This is a genomic window from Stappia sp. P2PMeth1, assembly GCF_900185735.1.
In the GTDB taxonomy this organism is placed as follows: domain Bacteria; phylum Pseudomonadota; class Alphaproteobacteria; order Rhizobiales; family Stappiaceae; genus Stappia.
The window spans coordinates 1-18,701 of sequence record NZ_FYAW01000043.1 but is presented as its reverse complement, the minus strand read 5'-3'; the positions used below and the strand labels follow the sequence as shown (position 1 = coordinate 18,701).

The window sequence follows — 18,701 nt, the reverse complement described above, 5'->3', positions numbered from 1 at the left end:
CTGGCGACGACCAACCGAAACAACCAGCCGAACCGCTTCGTCCCGGAACTCCTGCGTAAATCGTTGCTGCTTCATCAAAAGCCCTCCAAGGCCAGGAAACCCTCTCCACTTTTGCGAAGCAAGTCCACACCGGGTCGCGCTAGCGCTTGCCCGGTGTGACGGCAGAGGGTGGGGCGGTCGGCATCCCCGCCGTTCCCTCCTTTGCCCCAACCTCTCTTGGCGTCATTCCGGCCAAGGCGAAGCCGCGAGCCGGAACCGGAGAGGCACGGTGCGTGTGGCGTCGTTCGGGGAGCGCGGCCGCGAGGCCCTCGGCTCGCCGGTCCCGGCTCGGCGCTGCGCGCCGTCCGGGAAGACGAACTGAGAGCGTGGTGCGTGCCGGGCGACGGGTGCGCGAGAGCGGGCGCCGTCCGGGAAGACGCCGGGAGGGGCGGTGTGCCCTCGCTGCCGCTCTGGGAGCCAATGGGCACCGGGTCGCGCTGCGCTTGCCCGGTGTGACGGCCGAAGGTGGGGCCGCCGTTCCTCCCGCCGCGCGGGCCGCCCGTCGCGCTTGGCTCTTACGCGGCCGCGCCGAAGGTCTCGCGGTCGCTGGAGACGGTGTCGAGGAACGCCCGGTCGAGGCGAACGCCGATGCCGGGCCCTTCCGGCACCGGCATCATGCCGTCCTCGGTCTCCAGCCATTCCACCGTCAGGTCCTTGCGGAAATAGCGCCGGGCGCTCGACGTGTCGCCGGGCTTGCGGAAGTTCGGCAGGGTCGACATGTGAATGTTGTGGGCGCGGCCGATGCCGGACTCCAGCATGCCGCCGCACCACACCGGAACGCTCCAGGCCTCGGCGATGTCATGGATGCGGCGGGCTTCCAGATGGCCGCCGACGCGGCCGACCTTGATATTGACGACGCGGGCGGCATCGCTCGCCAGCGCCTTGCGGGCATCGGCGGCCGAACGGATGCTCTCGTCGAGGCAAACGGCCGTCGCGATGCGCGACTGCAGCACGGCGTGGTCGTGAATGTCGTCATAGGCGAGCGGCTGCTCGATATATTCCAGGTCGAAGGCGTCGAGCGCCTTGAGGGTGCGCAGGTCGGCGAGCGAGTAGGCGGTGTTGGCATCGACGCTGATCTTCGCGTCCGGCAGGGCGGCGCGCACGCGGGCGACGAGATCGAGGTCATGGCCCGGCTCGATCTTCAGCTTGATGCGCTTGTAGCCGGCCGCGTGATGGCGCTTGGCCGCTGCAACGGTCGCCTCAACGTCCTCGATGCCGAGCGAGACGCCGACGGCGACCCTGTCGCCGCTGCCGCCGAGCAGGGTCTTGAGCGGCAGGCCGAGCGCCTTGGCCCACAGGTCCCAGAAGGCCATCTCGACGGTGGCCTTGGCCATCCAGTGGCCGCGCCAGGGCGCCAGCACCTTTTCCAGCTCCTGCGGGTTCTCGAAGCTTTTGCCGACGACGTTGGGCAGGATCGCCTCGCGCAGGAAGTAGGTGGTGGCGGAGATGGTGTCGTCGAGATAGTCGGGCAGCGGGTCCATCACGCCTTCGGCATAGCCTTCCAGCTCGCCGGACTTCAGCACCAGCAGCGGAAACACCTTCTCGTGCATGGTGCCGGTGGAGGTGGTGAAGGGCGAGATCAGCGGCAGGCGGACGATGTGCAGCTCGGCGCTGTCGATGCAAAGGGGCAGGTGCCGGGTGGCGATGGGGCGTGTCATTTTATTGACCTTTTGGGGAGTGGGAAGCCGGCCGGACAAGGGTGGGGCCGGCTTCGGGAAAGGCAGACGAGTTCAGGTGCCCGGGCTGGCGGGCGGGACGGTGAGCGCCGAGGCGAGCAGGCGGCGGGTGTAGTCGTGCTGAGGCGAGGCGAAGAGGGTTTCGGCCTCGGCGACCTCGACGAGGCGGCCGGACTGCATGACCGCGACCCGGTCGGCGATATATTCGACCACCGCGAGATCGTGGCTGATGAAGAGATAGGTGAGGCCGAACTCGGCCCGCAGCTCCATCAACAGGTTCAGCACCTCCGCCTGCACGGAGACGTCGAGCGCCGAGGTCGGCTCGTCGCAGACGACGATCTCCGGCCGCGAGATCAGTGCCCTGGCGATGGCGACGCGCTGGCGCTGGCCGCCGGACATCTGGCTCGGATAGGCCTCCAGCATGCGCTCGGGCATGCGCAGGATGTCGAGCAGCTCGCGCACCCGGCGCAGCCGCTCGGCAGACGCGACCCCGCTGGCGATGACCAGCGGCGCCTCGATGATCTGGCGCACGGTCTTGCGCGGGTTGAGCGAGGAATAGGGGTCCTGGAACACCGGCTGGACGCGGGCGGCGAAGGCGCGGCGGCGGATCGAGGCGACCGGCGCGCCGTCAAGGAAGACCTCGCCGGAACTCGGCGCCTCGAGCCCGAGCAAGATGCGCGACAGGGTGCTCTTGCCGGAGCCGGATTCGCCGACCAGCGCCAGCACCTCGCCCCGGTGCAATTGCAGGCTGACCCCGTCCAGCGCCTTGAGCTCGCGCGGGGCGCCGAACAGGCCGCCGCTGAGGCGATAGGTGCGGCGCACGTCGCGCAGCTCCATGACGATGTCGCTCATGGCTTTCCCGCTCATGACTTGGTCGCTCATGAGGAGGCCTCCGGCGTGTCGTCGCTCCAGCGGATGGCGCCGAGCGTGTCGCGGCCCCAGCGCATGCCCCGGCGGGGCACGGAGGAGAGCAGCGCCCGCGTGTAGGGGTGCTTGGGCGCGCCAAGCAATTCGCCTACCGGGCCGCTGTCGACGGTGCGCCCGCCATACATGACCTGGACGCGGCCGGCGATGCGGGCGACGACGCCGATGTCGTGGCTGATGAAGATCATGGCGAGGCCGCGCTCCTGCTGCAGGGAGGCGAGCAGGTCGAGGATCTGCGCCTGGACGGTGACGTCGAGCGCGGTGGTCGGCTCGTCGGCGATGATCAGGTCCGGGTCGCAGAGCAGGGCCATGGCGATCATCACGCGCTGGCGCAGGCCTCCGGAAAGCTGATGCGGGTAGACGCCGAGCCGCTCGCGCGGGTGCGGGATGCCGACCCGGTCGAGCAGGTCGAGGGCGCGCTCGCGCGCCTCGCGCTTGCCGCCGCCGCGATGGCGGGTCCAGGTCTCGGTCATCTGCCGGCCGATGGTCAGCACCGGATTGAGCGCGGTCATCGGCTCCTGGAAGATCATCGCCATGCGGTCGCCGCGGATGTCGGCCATCCGCCGCTCGCTGGTGGCGAGAAGATCGGTGTCGCCAAGGCGCATCTCGTCGGCGGTGACGGAAATGCGCTCGGGCAGCAGCCGCATGATCGCCATCGAGGTGACCGACTTGCCGCAGCCGCTCTCGCCGACGATGCCGAGCGTCTCGCCGGCGCCGACCTTGATATCGACGCCGCGCACCGCCTGCAGCGGCTCGCCATGGGTCGGGATGGTGACCTTCAGGTTGCGGACGGAAAGGACGCTCATGCCCGGCTCTCCGGGGTCAGCACGTCGCGCAAGCCGTCGCCGATCAGGTTGATGCCGAGCACCAGGATGGCGATGGCGGCGCCGGGAATGGCGATCAGGCGGGCGTCGAAGAAGACGAGGCCCTTGCCTTCCGAGACCATCAGGCCCCAGGAGGGGGTGGGCGGCTGGACGCCGAGGCCGAGGAAGGAGAGCGCCGATTCAAGCAAGATGGCGTGGGCGACCTCCAGCGAGCCGATGACGACGAGCGGGCCGATGAGGTTCGGCAGCAGCTCGACGATCAGAATGCGCGGGGTGGAGGCGCCCATGGCGCGGGCGGCGGTGACGAATTCCTGGTTGCGCAACTGCTGGGTCGCCGAGCGCACGACGACGGCGAAGCGGTCCCACAGCAGGAGGCTGAGCACGGTGACGACGATCCACAGGTCGCCGCCGAACAGCGAGACGACGGCGAGCGACACCAGCACCACCGGCAGCGCCAGACGCACGGAGATGATGAAGGTGACGATGCTGTCGACACGGCCGCCGAAATAGCCGGCGAGCAGGCCGAGCGTCGTGCCGATCAGCCCGGAGCCGATGGCGGCGGTGATGCCGATCAGCAGCGAGATGCGGGCGCCGAAGAGGATGCGCGAGAGATAGTCGCGCCCCAGGGCGTCGGTGCCGAAGATATGCTCCCAGCTTCCCTTTTCCGACCAGACCGGCGGCAGCAGCCGCCGCGACAGGTCCTGGGCATACGGGTCGTGCGGGGCGAGCAGCGGCGCGAAAAGGGCGATCAGCACGACCGCCAGGACGATGGCGCCGCCGATCAGCAGGCCGCGATGGGCCCGCGCCCGCTTCAGCATGATGCGGCGCGGCGAGGGGTGGGGGAGCTTGGCCGTTGCCGGCAGGGATTGGGCGGTCATGGGGTCAGCTCACGCGGATGCGGGGGTCGAGCCAGGCGTTGATCACATCCGCGAGGAAGGTCAGCCAGACATAGATCATGGCGTAGACGAGAATGATCGCCTGAATGGTCGGGAAGTCGTTGCGGGCGATGCTCTCCCACGCCAGCAGGCCGATGCCGCGGATGCCGAAGACGCTTTCCACCACGACCGAGCCGCCGAGGATGAAGCCGAACTCGACGGCGGCGACGCTGATCACCGGCAGGATGGCGTTGCGGATGGCATGGCCGAACAGGACCTGGCGCGGCAGCAGGCCCTTGGCGCGGGCAGTGCGCACATAGTCGGACGACAGCGCGTCGATCATGCCGGCGCGGCACAGGCGCAGCATGGAGGGCGCCGCGTAGTAGCCGAGCACCAGGGCCGGCAGCACGAAATGGGCGAGCGTCTGCGAGCCGGAGACCGGCAGCACCCGCAGCTTGACCGCGAACAGCCAGATCAGCATCAGGCCGAGCCAGAAGCTGGGCGTCGCCTGGCCGATGGTGCCGAAGGTGAGGGCGGCGCGGTCGGGCAGGCGGTTCTGGCGGATGGCGGCGATGATGCCGAGCGGGATCGCCAGCACGATGGCGACGCCGATGGCCAGCACGCCGAGCGTCGCGGTGGCCGGAAAGCGCTCGGCCAGCAGGGTGACCACCGGCTTGCTGAAATAGATGCTGTCGCCGAAGTCGCCCCGGACGGCGCGGCCGACCCATTCGGCATATTGCACCGGGATCGGGCGGTCGAGGCCGTAGCGGGCGCGGATGACGACGAGATCGTCCTCCGTCGCGCCCTCGCCGGCAATGGCGATGGCGGGGTCGCCGGAGACGAACATCAGGCCGAAGCTGATGCCCGAGACGACGAGGGCGACCAGCGCGGCGATCGCCAGGCGTTTCAGGGTGAAGCGGATCATGCCAGGCCTTTGCGGAACAGGGACCGGATAGACGCCATACGGGACAGCCTAAATGGGGCAGCCGAACGGGAGCGGCCCACCATAGCAGTCAACCGGGGGATCACCGCCGGCAGCGCCGCCGAGCCTCCTCATGCGCGCGAAAATGGACCGGTGCCGCATCCGGGCGCGGCACCGGTCCTGCCGTTACTTCCAGCTCGTGGCGTAGAAGCGGGGCAGTTCGTCAGCCGACGGGGTGAAGTCGAGCTGCGCGTTGTAGCTGTAGTTCTTGGTGTAGCTGAACAGCGGCAGCCAATAGGCCTCGTCGGCGATCAGTTGCAGGGCCTCGGCATAGCTGGCGAGGCGCACGTCCGGATCGCTGGCGAGATCGGCGCGGCGGATGGCCTCCTGCAGCGCCGGGTCCTTGGCCGGATCGTCCGGGCCGCCGCCGAAGAAGTAGCTGGTGATGGCCGACACGTCCGGGATCGAGGACGAGCCCCAGCTCATGTTGGCGACCGGCACCTTGCCCTCGCGGATCAGGTCGCGGGCGGCGGAATATTGCAGCCAGCGCAGGTTGGCCTTGATGCCGACCTTGGCGAGATCGCCCATGATCGCCTCGGTGACCTCGCGGTCGCGATAGCCGTAGAGGTCGACGGTGAAGCCGTCGGCCTTGCCGGCCTCGGCGAGCAGGGCCTTGGCCTTTTCCGGATCGTGATCATAGGCGGTGACGTCGCTGGTGCAGCCGAACTGCACCGGATGGCAGGCGGCGTTGACCACCTGGCTGTTCTCGCCCATCAGGTGGCGGGCGATGTTGGCGCGGTCGATGGCATGGCCGACGGCCTTGCGCACGCGCGCATCGGTGAAGACGTCGGTGCCGCTGGTGCCCTTCAGGTCGAAGGTCAGGTAGCTGATGCGCATGGTCGGCGCGTTGACCGAGGTGAGGTGCGGCGCCTGGGCGAGGTTCTCGGCCTGGTCGTTGCTGATGCCCCAGACCCAGTCGATGCCGCCGGTCATCAGCTCGGCGATCTGCGTGGCGCCGTCGGCGATGGTGCGGTAGGTCAGCGTGCCGATCTGCGGCTTGCCCTTGGGGCCGTCGAAATAGGCCTCGTTCGCCTGCATGACGACGGTGTCGCCATTGCCGAAGCTGGTGACCTTGTAGGGGCCGGTGCCGACCGGCGGCACGGCGGCGAAGCGCTTGTTGCCGTCGCTGCCGGTCTCGGCCTTGTCGAAATGCCCGTCCGGCACGATCGGCAGGACCAGCGCCAGATAGGAGAGGGCGGCCGGGAACGGCTCGTTCAGGTGGATGCGGACGGTGCGCTCGCCGACCTGCTCGGTCGACTTGATCCACTTGATGTCGCCGTAGTTGAGAACGCCGTTCTTCTCGTCGGTGACGAAGTTCAGCGTGTAGACCACGTCCTTCGGGCCGAAGCTGCTGCCGTCATGGAAGGTGACGCCCTCGCGCAGGTCGAATTCCAGCGTCAGCGGGTCGATCTGGCGCCATTCGTCGGCCAGCAGCGGCTTGAACTCCTGCGCCTCCTGATCCCAGAAGACCAGGCCGTCATAGACATGCTGGGCGACGACGACGGCCTCGCGCGAGGTGTCGAAATAGGTGTCGGCGGCGGTCAGCTCCTTCTGGGCGGACCAGACCAGGCTGTTGTCGGCCGGGCCGGCGAGCGCCGGGGCGAGGGGGGCGCCGAGCGCAAGCGCGGCGGCGAGCGCGGTGCCGAGCTTGAGGGACTTCAGCGATGCGGAAAGGGACGTGCTGCGGGACATGCTTCGAGACCTCCTGGGCGCTGGATCGCCCTTGATCGATGTCAGGCGCGATAGGCGCCGGCTGTGATCGATATTTTGTGTTTTTTATCGAATAGTGATTATCGACATTGATATTTAAATGTGACAACATGGGGCTTGTCAAGCGGCGCTCTATCGTGCGGCTTAGGGAAAAGATGTCCCGCCTTGCCGGTCCGGCGGCGCGGGACAGATCAAGGCATTCACGGTGCAGCGGTTTTCGCCCCTGAGCGCGGGGGCGGACGTTCGGGGGAGTTTCGGGGGAGAGGATGGCAGGATGAGCGGACAGACCAGGCCGCCGGTGCTGGCAAGCACGCTGGAACGGGGCATGCGCGTGCTGGCGCTGTTTCGCGACCACCACGCGGCGCTGAGCCTGACCGAGATCGCCGAGGCAGCCGGGCTGGAAAAGAGCGCGGCGCAGCGGCTGACCTACACGCTGCACGCGCTCGGCTATCTCGACCGCGACGACAAGACCCGCCGCTACCGGCCGGGCCTGAGGATGCTCGATCTTGCCTATGCCTTCCTGATCCACGACCGGCTGCTGGAGCGCGCCCTGCCGCGGATGATCGAGGTCAGCCGGATGCTGCGCACCACCATCAATCTCGGCGTGCTGGACGGGCACGAGGTGGTCTACAAGGCGCGAATCCCCCACACCAGCCTTGCCTATGACGCGACGCTGATCGGCGTGCGCCAGCCGGCGGCGGTGACGGCGATCGGCCAGGTGATCGCGGCCTTTTCGCCGCCAGAGGTGCTGGAGCGGATGATGGAGCCGGGCCTGCCGGAGCCGGTGACGCCCTTCACCTGCCAGGACCCGACAATCGTGCGGGCGCGCGTCGCGCAGGCGCAGCGCGACGGCTATGTCATCACCAACCAGCAGATCATGCTGCAGGAAATCGTCATCGCCGCGCCGGTGATCGGCGCCAACCGCCAGGCGGTCGCGGCGATCAGCATGCCGGTCTATATCCCCGAATGGAGCGAGGAGCGGGTCAGGCGCGAACTCGTCCCGGCGATCACCGATGCGTCGCGGACGATTTCCTCGGTTGTCGCCTTGGCGTGACGGCGGCTTAGCCGAACAGGCCGAGCGTGACGGCGGCCAGCACCGCATAGCGGCCGGTCTTGGCGATGGCGACCAGCACCAGCACGGTGAGGAATCGCTCGCGCATCACCCCGGCGGCGAGCGTCAGCGGATCGCCGATCACCGGCATCCAGGACAGCAGCAGCGACCACTTGCCCCAGCGGCTGTACCAGCCTTGCGCGCGGGTAAGCGCCGCCTCGCTAACCGGGAACCAGCGGCGGTGGCGGAAGCGCTCGATGCCGCGCCCCAGCGCCCAGTTGATGATCCCGCCGAGCGTGTTGCCGAGGCTGGCGACGACAAGCAGCAGCAGCACGGGACGGCCGCTGAGCAGCAGGCCGACCAGCACCGCCTCCGACTGCATCGGCAGCAGCGTCGCCGCACTGAGGGCGGCAAGGAACAGCCCGCCATAGACCCCGATCTCGACCATCATGCGGCTGCGATTGCCATGCCGCCGAGCCCGGCGACCAGCACGGCGACCCAGGGCGGCGCCTTCCAGGCGGTGAGCAGCACGAAACAGGCAAGCGCCAGGGTGAACTGCGCCGGCGTCGTCACCGCGCTGGTGAAGACCGGGTCGTAGAGCGCAGCGCCGAGAATGCCGACGACGGCGGCATTGGCCCCGGCCATAGCCGCGCGCGCGCCCGTGCGGGCGCGGAACGCCTGCCAGAACGGCAGCACGCCGACCAGCAGCAACAGGCCGGGCAGGAACACGGCGACAAGCGCCAGCGCCGCGCCGGCAATGCCGTTCGGCGGCACGGCGAGCACCGCGCCGAGATAGGCGGCGAAGGTGAAGAGCGGGCCGGGCACGGCCTGTGCCGCGCCATAGCCGGCGAGAAAGCTCTGGGCGTCGAGCCAGCCGCCGCGCACGACCTCGGCCTCCAGCAGCGGCAGCACCACATGGCCGCCGCCGAAGACCAGCGCGCCGGCGCGGTAGAAGGCGTCTAGGACGGCAAGCGCCTGCGACGGCACCAGGTGAACGGCGAGCGGCAGGCCGACCAGCAGCAGGGCGAAGAGCGCGAGGCAGACAAGGCCGGCCCTGCGCGAGACGGGTGCGCGGGCGGCGGCGGCGGGCCCTTGGCCGGGGGCGGCGCCGGGAAGCCTCAGCATCAGCCCGGCGAGGGCGGCAAGGGCGATGGCGCCGACCTGGGCGAGCGGGCCGGCGACCAGCAGGACGAGGGCGGCGGCGGCGAGCGCCAGCGTCGCCCGCTCCCGGTCGGGGCACAGGGCGCGGGCCATGCCGAGCACCGCATGGGCGACGATGGCGACGGCGACCAGCTTCAGCCCCGCGACGAGGCCCTGGCCGAGCGGGCCGGAAAACAGCGAGGCCCCGAGCGCGAAGGCGACGAGCAGCAGCGCCGACGGCAGGGTGAAGGCGGCCCAGGCGGCAAGGGCGCCGAGCGGGCCGGCGCGCATCAGCCCGAGCGCGAAACCGACCTGGCTGGAGGCCGGGCCGGGCAGGAACTGGCACAGGGCGACGAGATCGGCATAGGCGGCCTCGTCCAGCCATTTGCGGCGCAGCACCAGCTCCTGCCGGAAATAGCCGAGATGGGCGATCGGGCCGCCGAAGGAGGTGAGGCCGAGCTTCAGGAAGGCGCGGAACACCTCGCCGGTGCTGCCCTGCGGCTGCGGCGTGGGGGGCGTTGGCTGCTGCGGGGCGGGGGTGCTCCTCGTCACGTCGGTCTCTCCTGCCTCGTGGTCGTGAACGGCGCCGTATAGCCGCGCGGTGTTGCGGAACCGTGACGGCAGTTGCCGCCGGCTTGCCGGGGCGCAGTGTCGCCGCAGGCGGCGATCACGTACAGCAACGATGTCGGGGAGGGGAACAGCGACGGAGTGGTACGCCCAACGGGACTCGAACCCGTGTTTCCGCCGTGAAAGGGCGGCGTCCTAGACCGCTAGACGATGGGCGCCCGGTCCGTCGATGTGCGCGGGTTATAAGCAGCTTTGCCCCGGCGGGCAAGGGGGTAGGTGACGCATCGTCCACAGGCTGGTGAGGAGGGGGAGGGCGGCGCGGGGGCTCAGGACAATCGCGGGAGCTATCGTCGCCGCTCTGCTGGTCAAAGGCCCTGATCTACGGTTGCGCCTGCGGCCGGGAGAGGCGCACCGCGAGGCAGGCGAGGCTGCGCCTTCCTCTCGATGCCTATTCATGGCTCTGGACAGACATACATTCCGTACAGCCTTGCCGCACCAAACAGCATCAAGGACGGGGGCGAATCCCTATCCAGAAGAAGTCGTTGTTCGAGCCTTTAGAAACTCATCAACAACCTTGGAAACTTCCTCGAATGCCTTTGTCTTAACACTCCAATATCCCTCGAATGGGTTATCCAAATCGAATAGCATCACCATAAGAAACGCATACATGAAAGCAAGAACGGGTATCACAAAATGAGAGACATTTAGCTCTCGTGAGTCAAAAACAAAAAATAATGAGATGCTTGCTACTGATAGTGCTCCAAGGATGAATATCAAAAATTTCGGAATGCGATTTGAAGATAAGCTTATTCTTCTCGATCTTATCATTACAAGTTCCGAAAGTCCTGATATTACCTTCTCTAGTGCTACTTTGTCATTTTCTTGAGGTGACGATAATTTTTCGACAAGATATACGCATTCGTTGATGCCATCTAAGCCTCCAATGTCACCAACATCACCGCGCCTGGCCATTGATACGTATTGCGCAAGATAATCCTTTATCTTTTCCATTGATTCTATCGTGTCTTTTTCGTCTACGTTCTCAAAATACCTCATTAATGAGATAATTGATGCAACTTTGCTTGCTTCATCTCTTAAGAATGTTTTCAATAAGTCGTAATCATTTGTTGCTTTCCACAGTGTGAAGGCAATGCAGATGGCATAGAGAGTCGAAACGATTTGAATGAATGCGGAAATCTGGACTGCATCGTCAGTCAAGCGGTTTGTTGCAATGGCATACTGTACGTAGTGATGGCTAAGGTCATAGAGGACATAAGCCAACACAGAAACCAAAGAGGGGATGCCCAACTGGAAAATGGTTGCAACCACAATGCCGCGATGGCGCCGGGAAGCCAAGAAGAGCATCGGCACGGCCCATATAAGCGCCAAGAAAGATAGCTGAGTGAAGTAAGTGGCCGCTGCTCCTAGTGCCACGATGACAAGAGATGCCGGCACTCCGGAACTACCATTTTGTGCTGCTGTCCGCTGTTGCTCAAATCCTTTTGTTCGCTCAATCATACCAGAGCCCTCTCCCAAATTCATGGTTCACATTCATCTGGCCTATTAACGCTATCACATAGTTAAACATCTAGAACAGTAACACGGGACATCATAAATATTGAAACGGTCATAGCACCAAGGGCAAAATGGGCGTGGTCGACACAGCGGGCCGAGGAGGTGTACAGGGACAGTATACACCTGATAGCGCCGTGTTTTGAGCAGAATTCAGGCGGAACGAGTTTCAAGGAGCATTGAAGCCTGTTTCCGGGCGGTTGTGAGCGGTTCTTCTCTCAGTTTGTGCGGTAGTTCTGAGACGCCGCAGGGCAGGTCATCTTCGAAGGCGCGCCGCCGCGCCTGTCCGGGGCGCTCGGCATGTGACGCGCGCAAGGGAGAGGCGCCTCGCGCCCCTCCCGGATTTCGGCCGCTTACCAGCTTCCGGTGTTGCCCATGGAGGCCCAGGGCTCCTGCGGCTCCTGCGCGCCGCCCTTTTGCAGCAGCTCGATGGAGATGTTGTCCGGCGAGCGGACGAAGGCCATGCGGCCGTCGCGCGGCGGGCGGTTGATGGTGACGCCGGCGGCCTGGAGCTTCGCGCAGGTCTCGTAGATGTCGTCGACCTCATAGGCGAGATGGCCGAAATTGCGCCCGCCCTGATAGTCTTCCGGGTCCCAGTTGTAGGTCAGCTCCAGCGCCGGCGCCTGGCCGGCGCGCACCGCCTCCACGTCTTCAGAGGCGGCGAGGAAGATCAGCGTGAAGCGGCCGGCCTCGCTCTCGTGGCGGCGGACCTCCTGCATGCCGAGCTTGTTGCAGTAGAAGTCCAGCGACTGGTCGATGTCGCGGACGCGGACCATGGTGTGCAGGTAACGCATGACTGCCTCTTCGTTTCGGTGTCTGGTGTCTGGGGTGGACCCCACGCAGCGCGGCGGGGGCGCGGCGGGGGCCGGCGTCGCGCAAGAGAATATGGTCTTGCGCGGCGACTTCAATGGAAGCTTGCGATCTTTCCGAGGCGACGTCCCGCGCAAGGCTTGCGAATCGGCGCGAGCCGGAGAAACTGTTGCAGGAGAGTAACCATGGCACTTTTTCGCAAAATGCACTGGTTCCGGGGCCGTGGGATGCTATCCTTGGCCTTGCGGAATCGGGGGTTTTCCGGTTGTGCGCTCACGGATCCAGCTTACGGCGTATCAGAGGCGGGACTATGAAGGACTTGGGGGCAAAGCCGGTTGTGGCCTCGCGGGACGCGGGATCGGAGGAGTCCGGGGTCGACCTGACGGTCGTCGCCGGCTCGATCAAATGGTTCGACGTGGCCAAGGGCTACGGGTTCATCGTCCCCGACGACGGACAGCCGGACATTCTCCTGCATGTCACCTGCCTGCGACGCGACGGTTTCCGCACCGCCTATGAGGGCGCGCGCATCGTCTGCGAGGTGACGCCGGGCAGCCGTGGGCTGCAGGCCTTCCGCGTGCTGTCGATGGACGAGTCGACCGCCGTGCACCCGTCCCAACTGCCGCCCTCGCGCACCCATGTGCAGGTGACGCCGGAAGGCGGCTACGAGCCGGCGGTCGTCAAGTGGTTCAACCGGGTCAAGGGCTTCGGCTTCCTGACCCAGGGCGAGGGCACGGAAGACATCTTCGTGCACATGGAGACGCTGCGCCGCTTCGGCATCACCGAATTGCGGCCCGGACAGACCGTGCTGGTGCGCTTCGGGCAAGGGCCGAAGGGCCGCATGGCCGCCGAGATCCGCCCCGACGGCGAGGGCGTCCACATTCCCTCCTCGCATTGAGGCCGGCCTTGCGGCACACCCCTCCGAGCCTCGCCGATCCGAGCCCTACTCATAATGCGAGTTTGGGGGCGAGCTTGGGAGCGGGCAGGGCCGGCACCGGCGCCGGGGCCGCCGCACGGGCACTGTCGTTTCGGACGATCCAAAGCTTTCTGGCTCCGCGCCGATTGTTTTCCCTCGATTTTTTGCCGGCTCGCCTGTTCCTTAGCCGGCTTGTTCCGGCGCTGCTGCTGGTCGTGCTGGTCTCGCTGCCGGGCACTGCCCGCGACGGCGAGCTGACGCTGCGGCGCGAGGCGCTGAGCGTCACCACCGCCGCCGGCACCACTCACCGCTTCGAGGTGGAGATCGCCGACACGCCGGCCGCCCGCTCGCGCGGGCTGATGTACCGGGAGGCTCTTGCCGCCGACGCCGGCATGCTGTTCGACTTCAAGAGCGACGGCCAGGTCGCCTTCTGGATGAAGAACACCCTGATCCCGCTCGACATGCTGTTCATCGAACGCGGCGGCCGCATCGCCGGCATCGCCGAGAACACGGTGCCGCTGTCGGAGGCCCTGGTGCCCTCCGGTGCCGTGGTCCGCTTCGTGCTGGAAGTGCCGGGCGGCACCAGCGCGGCGCTCGGCATCGGCATCGGCGACCGGGTCGACAGTCCGACGATCCAGGATGCGGCGCCCCGCTGAAATCCTGTCAAGCCCTTATTTGCGGCGTCATTCCCCCGTTATTGCATCGTTATTTCGCCCTATCAGCCCCCGGCAAGGGGGGGTTGATTAGGGTTTTTTCCGCGTAAGCTGCGAATCACCGGAACGAATCACCCTAGGATTTGTCCGTACCATCCCGGCAGGGACGGCGCCGGTGGCCTGCCGCGAAGCGGGGGCGCCGAGGCGGCGCGGCCGATTGCCGGTGGTGGTTCCGGTCTGGTGGCGCCCGATTGGGGCGGTCGGATTGGTTGGTCGGGTCGGCTGGTCGGGTCGGGTTGGGCGGTCGGATCGGGTGGGCCGCCGAACCGAGTTCATGGCGGCAGGCCGCCTCGTTATGGAGCGAAGCGCGCCGGCCGTTTGCAGATGTCGTCCGCGGTAGCCCTTTGGGGCGCGCCGGGAAGACCGTGTCGAGGACGGGGAAGGGCTGCGAGCATGGTGTCGGCCACTGTCGGAAACTGCAAGACGGACTCGAGCGAGAAGACGAACTCGAGCGAGGCCGGCATCCCGCGATCCCCGGGCGCGCCCGGCGCTCGTTCGCTCACCGCTCGTCCCCTGACGCCGGCCGCCGCCGGGAGTTTCAAGGTTTTGCCGGCTGCCGCCGGAGCTTTTTTGCTTATGCCGGCTGCCGCCGGACCTTTTTTGCATATGCCGGCTGCCGCCGGCGGGTGGGGAGGGCGGTGATGGCAACCCTGGACCACCGCCCCGACATCGACCTGCTGATGGAGGGCATCCGTGCCGCGGTGGAGAACATGCCGCGTGCGACGATCGTGCTCGACGAGAGCGGACGGGTGTGGCTGGCCAACCGGCAGGCGCTGCGCCAGTTCGACGGGCTGGAGACCAGGGGCGTCTTCGCCCTGTCGACCCTGCCGCCGGAGGAACTGCTGGAACGGGTGGGCCGGGCGTTCCGTTCCACCACCTCCGCCTTTATCGGGCTGCCCGGCGAGGACGGCGCCAGCCTGACCTTCTCCGGCTGGCGGCTCGGCGTGCCGGGGGCGGATGGCGAGCCGCTCGCCATCCTGCAATACGACCAGACCAAGTCGCTGGCGGCGCGCTTCCTGGCGGTGTCGCAGGAGGCGGCGGCGCATCGCGAGCGGCTGGCCGACAGCCTGCAGCAGCAGCACCGGCTGCGCGAGGAGGCGCAGCGCCTGCGGCAGCTTTCGGCGACCGACCGGATGACCGGGCTGCTCAACCCGGTCGAGTTTCGCCTGCAGGCCGGGCGGATGATCGCCCGGATCGGCCTGGACACCGCCTGCGCCAGCTTCGCCTATCTCGATCTCGACAATTTCAAGCAGGTCAACGACCGTTTCGGCCATCTTGCCGGCGACATGGTGATCCGCTCCATCGCCCGCATCCTCAAGCGGGCGGTGCGGGCCGGCGACATCGTCGGGCGCATGGGCGGCGACGAGTTCATGATCGGCTTCGCCGATGCGGAGGCAAGCGACATCACCGACCGGATGGACGAGATCATCGACCGGATCCGCCAGCCGATGCACTGGAACCCGCCGGACGGCAGCCCCGCCTGCCTGCTGGTCACCTCGGCCTCCGCCGGCCTGTTCACCGTGCGTCAGACCGACATGTCGTTCGAGAGCGTGCTGCGCAACGCGGAATCCGGCATGTATGGCGTGAAACGCGAGCGCCGGCGCGCCGGCGGCCATGCCTGAACCCAAGCTGCCTGAACTCAAGCATGCCTGAACTCAAGCATTCCTGAGCCCAAGCATTCCTGAACCCAAGGCGGGCGAGAGCAGGGGCGCCGTGCGCCCTGTTCGCGCGATGCTTCAGGAAACGGCCACAAGCGGCCGGATTTTCTGGCAAAAAGACCGGAGAAGGCGCCGGAAAACGGGCTTGGGGAGGGATGATCAGGGAAAGGGGCAGGGAAAGGGGCCAGGAAAGGGGCCGGGAAATGGTCGGGGCAGCAGGATTCGAACCTGCGACCCTCTGCTCCCAAAGCAGATGCGCTACCAGGCTGCGCTATACCCCGACGTCCTGAATTTCTGCGGTGTATCGGGGATGCGCCGGGGCGTCAAGGCTGAAGGGCGGGCGGGCGCCGCCGCGCGGCGCAGGCGGGGGAAGCCGGCGAACGCCGGGGCGCGCACTGGGGGCGAACGCTGGGGGCGCGCACTGGGGGCGAACGCCGGGGGCGCGCACTGGGGGCGAACGCCGGGGGGTGAAAGCGGGGGAGGCGTTTTGGCGAGTTGACTTCCTCGGCCGAACCAAGGAATAACCGACGGGAAAGGCGGAGCGCTGAGCGCGCCGCGGGACATCTTGAGGGGCATCGCACGATGGTCGCACGCATCTATTCCCCGGCGAAGACGGCAACGCAGTCGGGGCGCGGCAAGACCCATGACTGGGTGCTGGAGTTCGAGCCGGAGCAGGCGCGCACGATCGAGCCGCTGATGGGCTACACCTCCTCCACCGACATGAAGCAGCAGCTCCGCCTGCGCTTCGAGACGCAGGAGGAGGCGGAAGCCTACGCGCGCAAGAACGGCATCGCCTACCGGGTGGAACTGCCGCGCGAGCGGCGCGTGCCGAAGATCGCCTATTCGGACAATTTCCGTTACGACCGCTATATGCCCTGGACGCATTGACGCGGGCCGGCGGGCATCGCGGTCCGGCAGGTCTGCCGGCGGCAGAACCCGCCAAGGGGGCACCAGGGACGGCGCGCCAAGGATGATGTGCTTTGCGCGGCATGGCCCCGTCTGGCCGGGCCCGCCATGTCAGGGGTCGGCCCTGAGGAGATCCTGTTGAGGAGATCCCGTTGAGGAGATTCTGGGGAGGAGATCCGGGGCGGGGCCGCGAGGCGGGGCAGGCTGCGGCAAGCCCGCCAGTTTTCGGAGTGACTGGTTTCAAGGAATGGCGCCGCGCGCCGCGACGGCCCCGTAGCTCAGTGGATAGAGCACCGGCCTTCTAAGCCGATGGTCGCAGGTTCGAATCCTGCCGGGGTCGCCATTATTTCTGTGCAAGGCCCGTGTGCGGCCGGCAGACATGGGTAACGGACGGCCCCTGAGACAGGGGGCAGTCTTGCGCTTGCCCTGCGTCCTTCCGGGAGGCATCGCGAGCCCCGGTACCGGCAAGCTCCGGCACCGGCGAGCCCCGGCACCGGCGAGCCGAGAGCATACGGCGCGCGCGAGACACCGCAACCGCCGTGCCTCCCCGGTCCCGGATCGTCGGCCTTCGGCCTCGTCCGGGAAGACGCAAGGAGAGGGCAGAGCGGGCAACACCTGCCGGGGGTGCCAATGGGTCCCTGTATGTTCGGGCTGTGTCATGATGCTGGCGGGACGCAGGCCGTTGGGCCCCTGGTCGTTGTGAGACCGTGAGCCGGCGTTGGCCCCGCCGGCTCTCCGGCTGCGCCCGCGGCCGGGATGACGGCCAATGCAAAGGGTAGGCCTCGTATCCCTTTTGCCGTGACCTCGACCGCGCGCAAGCGCGGAGCCGGGGGGCTGACCGGCCGGTCGCGCGGTCGTGGTTCTGGCTCCGAGTTCGAAATGCCTTCCGAACTCTCGGCACACGACCCCGATGACCATGGCCTATCCCCACGCGTGTGGGGGAACCGCCTTCCCGCCACCGCCGTCTCCGGTGGGCCTATCCCCACGCGTGTGGGGGAACCGGACCAAGACTGAACGGACTGTGGCGAGCCACGGGCCTATCCCCACGCGTGTGGGGGAACCGGAACCCGCCGGCGCCGGGCCGGACATCAGGCGGGCCTATCCCCACGCGTGTGGGGGAACCGGATCGCGTCGTTCACACGCGCGCGGACGAGCGGGCCTATCCCCACGCGTGTGGGGGAACCGCGAAACGGAACTCGCCCGGGTCTGGACGAAGGGGCCTATCCCCACGCGTGTGGGGGAACCGTTCGGGTGGAGACGCCCAGGCAAATGGATCGGGGCCTATCCCCACGCGTGTGGGGGAACCGAATAGTCCTCGATCGCTATTCGAGATGCCGGGGGCCTATCCCCACGCGTGTGGGGGAACCTGCGCGTCGGGCGCACCGTCGGGGTGGTTGTCGGGCCTATCCCCACGCGTGTGGGGGAACCTTGCTGCGAATGGTGTTGCCAGTTCCCTGGTTGGGCCTATCCCCACGCGTGTGGGGGAACCTGATCGCCGTGGCGATCTGGCTGCCCCAGCGCACCAGCAGGGGCCTATCCCCACGCGTGTGGGGGAACCACCATCCGAGACGATCCGCAGGTCCTCGGGCAGGGCCTATCCCCACGCGTGTGGGGGAACCATAGTAGCAAGAGGAAGACCGCCGATTGTGTGGGGCCTATCCCCACGCGTGTGGGGGAACCGTGATGGTGGCGGCGGCGCCCGCCGAGGTGCGGGGCCTATCCCCACGCGTGTGGGGGAACCAAGCGAGCGAGCTGGACTTGCTTCGCAAAAGTGGAGAGGGGTTTTGTTATCCGCCCATTTTTTCGAACTGGACGGGGCTGATGTATCCAAGCGCCGAGTGGCGTCTTGAGGGATTGTAGAAACCGTCGATGTAGCGCGCGATGGCGTTGACGGCGTCTTTTCGGGTTTCGAACCGGGTGCGCCAGACGAGTTCCGTTTTCAAGGTCTTGAAGAAGGTTTCCACCATGGCGTTGTCGTAAGCGTTGCCCTTGGCCGACATGGAGGGGGCGATGCCGTTGGCGTGCAGCCTGGCCTGATAGGCGGTTGCGCGATACTGGCTGCCCCGGTCGGAGTGGTGGATGAGGCCGGGCGCCACCCCGCGCAAGGCGATGGCCTTGTCGAGGGCCGACAGGGCCACGCCCGCATGCAGCCGGTCGGAAGCCTCCCACGCGACGATCCGCCGGGCGTACAGGTCGAGGATGACGGCCAGATAGAGCCAGCCCTGACCGGTCCACAGATGGGTGATGTCTGCCGCCCACTTGCGGTTCGGGCCATCGGTGGCGAACTGCCGCGCGATCAGGTTCCCGGCGACGGCCAAGCCGCCGGTTCCCGCATCCCGGT

16 protein-coding genes, 3 tRNA genes and 1 CRISPR repeat array are annotated in these 18,701 nt (G+C 67.2%); of the genes, 6 read left to right on the top strand and 13 right to left on the bottom strand.

Annotated elements, in window-relative coordinates:
- Positions 1 to 554 precede the first annotated feature (554 nt).
- From menC to P2PM1_RS22395, 6 genes are all read right to left on the bottom strand, one after another.
- On the bottom strand, positions 555 to 1,697 hold the full coding sequence (gene menC, locus P2PM1_RS22420) for an o-succinylbenzoate synthase (RefSeq protein ID WP_186400620.1): 1,143 nt from the start codon (positions 1,695 to 1,697) through the stop codon (positions 555 to 557).
- A 72-nt stretch (positions 1,698 to 1,769) separates the two neighbouring features.
- Complete coding sequence (locus P2PM1_RS22415; protein WP_244301601.1) at positions 1,770 to 2,597, bottom strand: ATP-binding cassette domain-containing protein; 828 nt, start codon at positions 2,595 to 2,597, stop codon at positions 1,770 to 1,772.
- Positions 2,594 to 3,445, bottom strand: coding sequence for an ABC transporter ATP-binding protein (locus P2PM1_RS22410; RefSeq protein ID WP_186400619.1), 852 nt, complete (start codon positions 3,443 to 3,445; stop codon positions 2,594 to 2,596). Before P2PM1_RS22410 ends, P2PM1_RS22415 begins: the two co-directional genes overlap by 4 nt.
- On the bottom strand, positions 3,442 to 4,341 hold the full coding sequence (locus P2PM1_RS22405) for an ABC transporter permease (protein WP_186400618.1): 900 nt from the start codon (positions 4,339 to 4,341) through the stop codon (positions 3,442 to 3,444). The genes P2PM1_RS22410 and P2PM1_RS22405 overlap by 4 nt, the downstream gene beginning before the upstream one ends.
- A gap of 4 nt (positions 4,342 to 4,345) precedes the next feature.
- Positions 4,346 to 5,263: an ABC transporter permease gene (locus tag P2PM1_RS22400; RefSeq protein WP_186389315.1), complete on the bottom strand. Its 918-nt coding sequence runs from the start codon at positions 5,261 to 5,263 to the stop codon at positions 4,346 to 4,348.
- A 183-nt stretch (positions 5,264 to 5,446) separates the two neighbouring features.
- Positions 5,447 to 7,012 (bottom strand): ABC transporter substrate-binding protein, encoded by a 1,566-nt coding sequence (locus tag P2PM1_RS22395; protein ID WP_186400617.1) that lies wholly within the window; start codon positions 7,010 to 7,012, stop codon positions 5,447 to 5,449.
- A 292-nt stretch (positions 7,013 to 7,304) separates the two neighbouring features.
- Here P2PM1_RS22395 and P2PM1_RS22390 point away from each other — a divergent pair, with 292 nt between their 5' ends.
- Positions 7,305 to 8,084, top strand: coding sequence for an IclR family transcriptional regulator (locus P2PM1_RS22390; RefSeq protein WP_186389317.1), 780 nt, complete (start codon positions 7,305 to 7,307; stop codon positions 8,082 to 8,084).
- 7 nt (positions 8,085 to 8,091) lie between these two features.
- On the opposite strand, the gene P2PM1_RS22385 is transcribed toward P2PM1_RS22390, so the two are convergent.
- The 5 genes from P2PM1_RS22385 to gloA form a co-directional block, all read right to left on the bottom strand.
- A complete protein-coding gene (locus P2PM1_RS22385) occupies positions 8,092 to 8,529 on the bottom strand; it encodes a YqaA family protein (protein WP_186400622.1) in 438 nt (145 codons plus the stop codon).
- Positions 8,529 to 9,773 carry a chromate efflux transporter gene (chrA, locus tag P2PM1_RS22380; protein WP_186400616.1) on the bottom strand — a complete coding sequence of 415 codons (1,245 nt, stop codon included), beginning with the start codon at positions 9,771 to 9,773 and terminating at the stop codon, positions 8,529 to 8,531. The genes P2PM1_RS22385 and chrA overlap by 1 nt, the downstream gene beginning before the upstream one ends.
- Positions 9,774 to 9,930: 157 nt before the next feature.
- Positions 9,931 to 10,006: transfer RNA gene (locus tag P2PM1_RS22375), tRNA-Glu, on the bottom strand.
- Positions 10,007 to 10,313: 307 nt separating this feature from the next.
- Positions 10,314 to 11,306, bottom strand: coding sequence for a DUF4239 domain-containing protein (locus tag P2PM1_RS22370; RefSeq protein ID WP_186400615.1), 993 nt, complete (start codon positions 11,304 to 11,306; stop codon positions 10,314 to 10,316).
- 407 nt (positions 11,307 to 11,713) lie between these two features.
- Positions 11,714 to 12,154 carry a lactoylglutathione lyase gene (gene gloA / locus P2PM1_RS22365; RefSeq protein WP_186400614.1) on the bottom strand — a complete coding sequence of 147 codons (441 nt, stop codon included), beginning with the start codon at positions 12,152 to 12,154 and terminating at the stop codon, positions 11,714 to 11,716.
- A 326-nt stretch (positions 12,155 to 12,480) separates the two neighbouring features.
- On the opposite strand from gloA, the gene P2PM1_RS22360 reads away from it, so the two are divergent.
- The 3 genes from P2PM1_RS22360 to P2PM1_RS22350 all read left to right on the top strand — a co-directional run bounded on the left by P2PM1_RS22360 (position 12,481) and on the right by P2PM1_RS22350 (position 15,418).
- Entirely contained in the window at positions 12,481 to 13,065 is a 585-nt protein-coding gene (locus P2PM1_RS22360; protein WP_186389322.1) for a cold-shock protein, read from the top strand.
- Between the two features lie 164 nt (positions 13,066 to 13,229).
- On the top strand, positions 13,230 to 13,739 hold the full coding sequence (locus tag P2PM1_RS22355) for a DUF192 domain-containing protein (RefSeq protein WP_244301600.1): 510 nt from the start codon (positions 13,230 to 13,232) through the stop codon (positions 13,737 to 13,739).
- A gap of 698 nt (positions 13,740 to 14,437) precedes the next feature.
- On the top strand, positions 14,438 to 15,418 hold the full coding sequence (locus P2PM1_RS22350) for a diguanylate cyclase (protein ID WP_186389323.1): 981 nt from the start codon (positions 14,438 to 14,440) through the stop codon (positions 15,416 to 15,418).
- Between the two features lie 240 nt (positions 15,419 to 15,658).
- On the opposite strand, the gene P2PM1_RS22345 is transcribed toward P2PM1_RS22350, so the two are convergent.
- A tRNA-Pro gene (locus tag P2PM1_RS22345) sits at positions 15,659 to 15,735 on the bottom strand.
- Between the two features lie 301 nt (positions 15,736 to 16,036).
- Between P2PM1_RS22345 and P2PM1_RS22340 the strand changes: the two genes are divergently transcribed.
- Together P2PM1_RS22340 and P2PM1_RS22335 are read left to right on the top strand one after the other, a co-directional pair.
- The gene (locus P2PM1_RS22340; RefSeq protein WP_186389324.1) at positions 16,037 to 16,342 is read left to right on the top strand and encodes an ETC complex I subunit; all 306 of its coding nucleotides are present in this window, start codon (positions 16,037 to 16,039) and stop codon (positions 16,340 to 16,342) included.
- 285 nt (positions 16,343 to 16,627) lie between these two features.
- A tRNA-Arg gene (locus P2PM1_RS22335) sits at positions 16,628 to 16,703 on the top strand.
- 574 nt (positions 16,704 to 17,277) lie between these two features.
- Positions 17,278 to 18,101: a CRISPR direct-repeat array (repeat unit 29 nt; unit sequence GGGCCTATCCCCACGCGTGTGGGGGAACC).
- Between the two features lie 46 nt (positions 18,102 to 18,147).
- On the opposite strand, the gene P2PM1_RS22330 is transcribed toward P2PM1_RS22335, so the two are convergent.
- Positions 18,148 to 18,701, bottom strand: a 554-nt coding sequence (locus tag P2PM1_RS22330) for an IS3 family transposase (RefSeq protein ID WP_208985278.1), incomplete at its 5' end; no start/stop codon positions are given.

Bases quoted from the DNA above. Each gene is read 5' to 3' on its own strand.
- P2PM1_RS22360 (WP_186389322.1), top strand. From the start codon at position 12,481: ATGAAGGACTTGGGGGCAAAGCCGGTTGTGGCCTCGCGGGACGCGGGA.
- P2PM1_RS22415 (WP_244301601.1), bottom strand. From the start codon at position 2,597: ATGAGCGACCAAGTCATGAGCGGGAAAGCCATGAGCGACATCGTCATG.
- P2PM1_RS22340 (WP_186389324.1), top strand. From the start codon at position 16,037: ATGGTCGCACGCATCTATTCCCCGGCGAAGACGGCAACGCAGTCGGGG.
- menC (WP_186400620.1), bottom strand. From the start codon at position 1,697: ATGACACGCCCCATCGCCACCCGGCACCTGCCCCTTTGCATCGACAGC.
- P2PM1_RS22390 (WP_186389317.1), top strand. From the start codon at position 7,305: ATGAGCGGACAGACCAGGCCGCCGGTGCTGGCAAGCACGCTGGAACGG.
- P2PM1_RS22395 (WP_186400617.1), bottom strand. From the start codon at position 7,012: ATGTCCCGCAGCACGTCCCTTTCCGCATCGCTGAAGTCCCTCAAGCTC.
- P2PM1_RS22400 (WP_186389315.1), bottom strand. From the start codon at position 5,263: ATGATCCGCTTCACCCTGAAACGCCTGGCGATCGCCGCGCTGGTCGCC.
- P2PM1_RS22385 (WP_186400622.1), bottom strand. From the start codon at position 8,529: ATGGTCGAGATCGGGGTCTATGGCGGGCTGTTCCTTGCCGCCCTCAGT.
- gloA (WP_186400614.1), bottom strand. From the start codon at position 12,154: ATGCGTTACCTGCACACCATGGTCCGCGTCCGCGACATCGACCAGTCG.
- P2PM1_RS22410 (WP_186400619.1), bottom strand. From the start codon at position 3,445: ATGAGCGTCCTTTCCGTCCGCAACCTGAAGGTCACCATCCCGACCCAT.
- P2PM1_RS22370 (WP_186400615.1), bottom strand. From the start codon at position 11,306: ATGATTGAGCGAACAAAAGGATTTGAGCAACAGCGGACAGCAGCACAA.
- P2PM1_RS22350 (WP_186389323.1), top strand. From the start codon at position 14,438: ATGGCAACCCTGGACCACCGCCCCGACATCGACCTGCTGATGGAGGGC.
- P2PM1_RS22405 (WP_186400618.1), bottom strand. From the start codon at position 4,341: ATGACCGCCCAATCCCTGCCGGCAACGGCCAAGCTCCCCCACCCCTCG.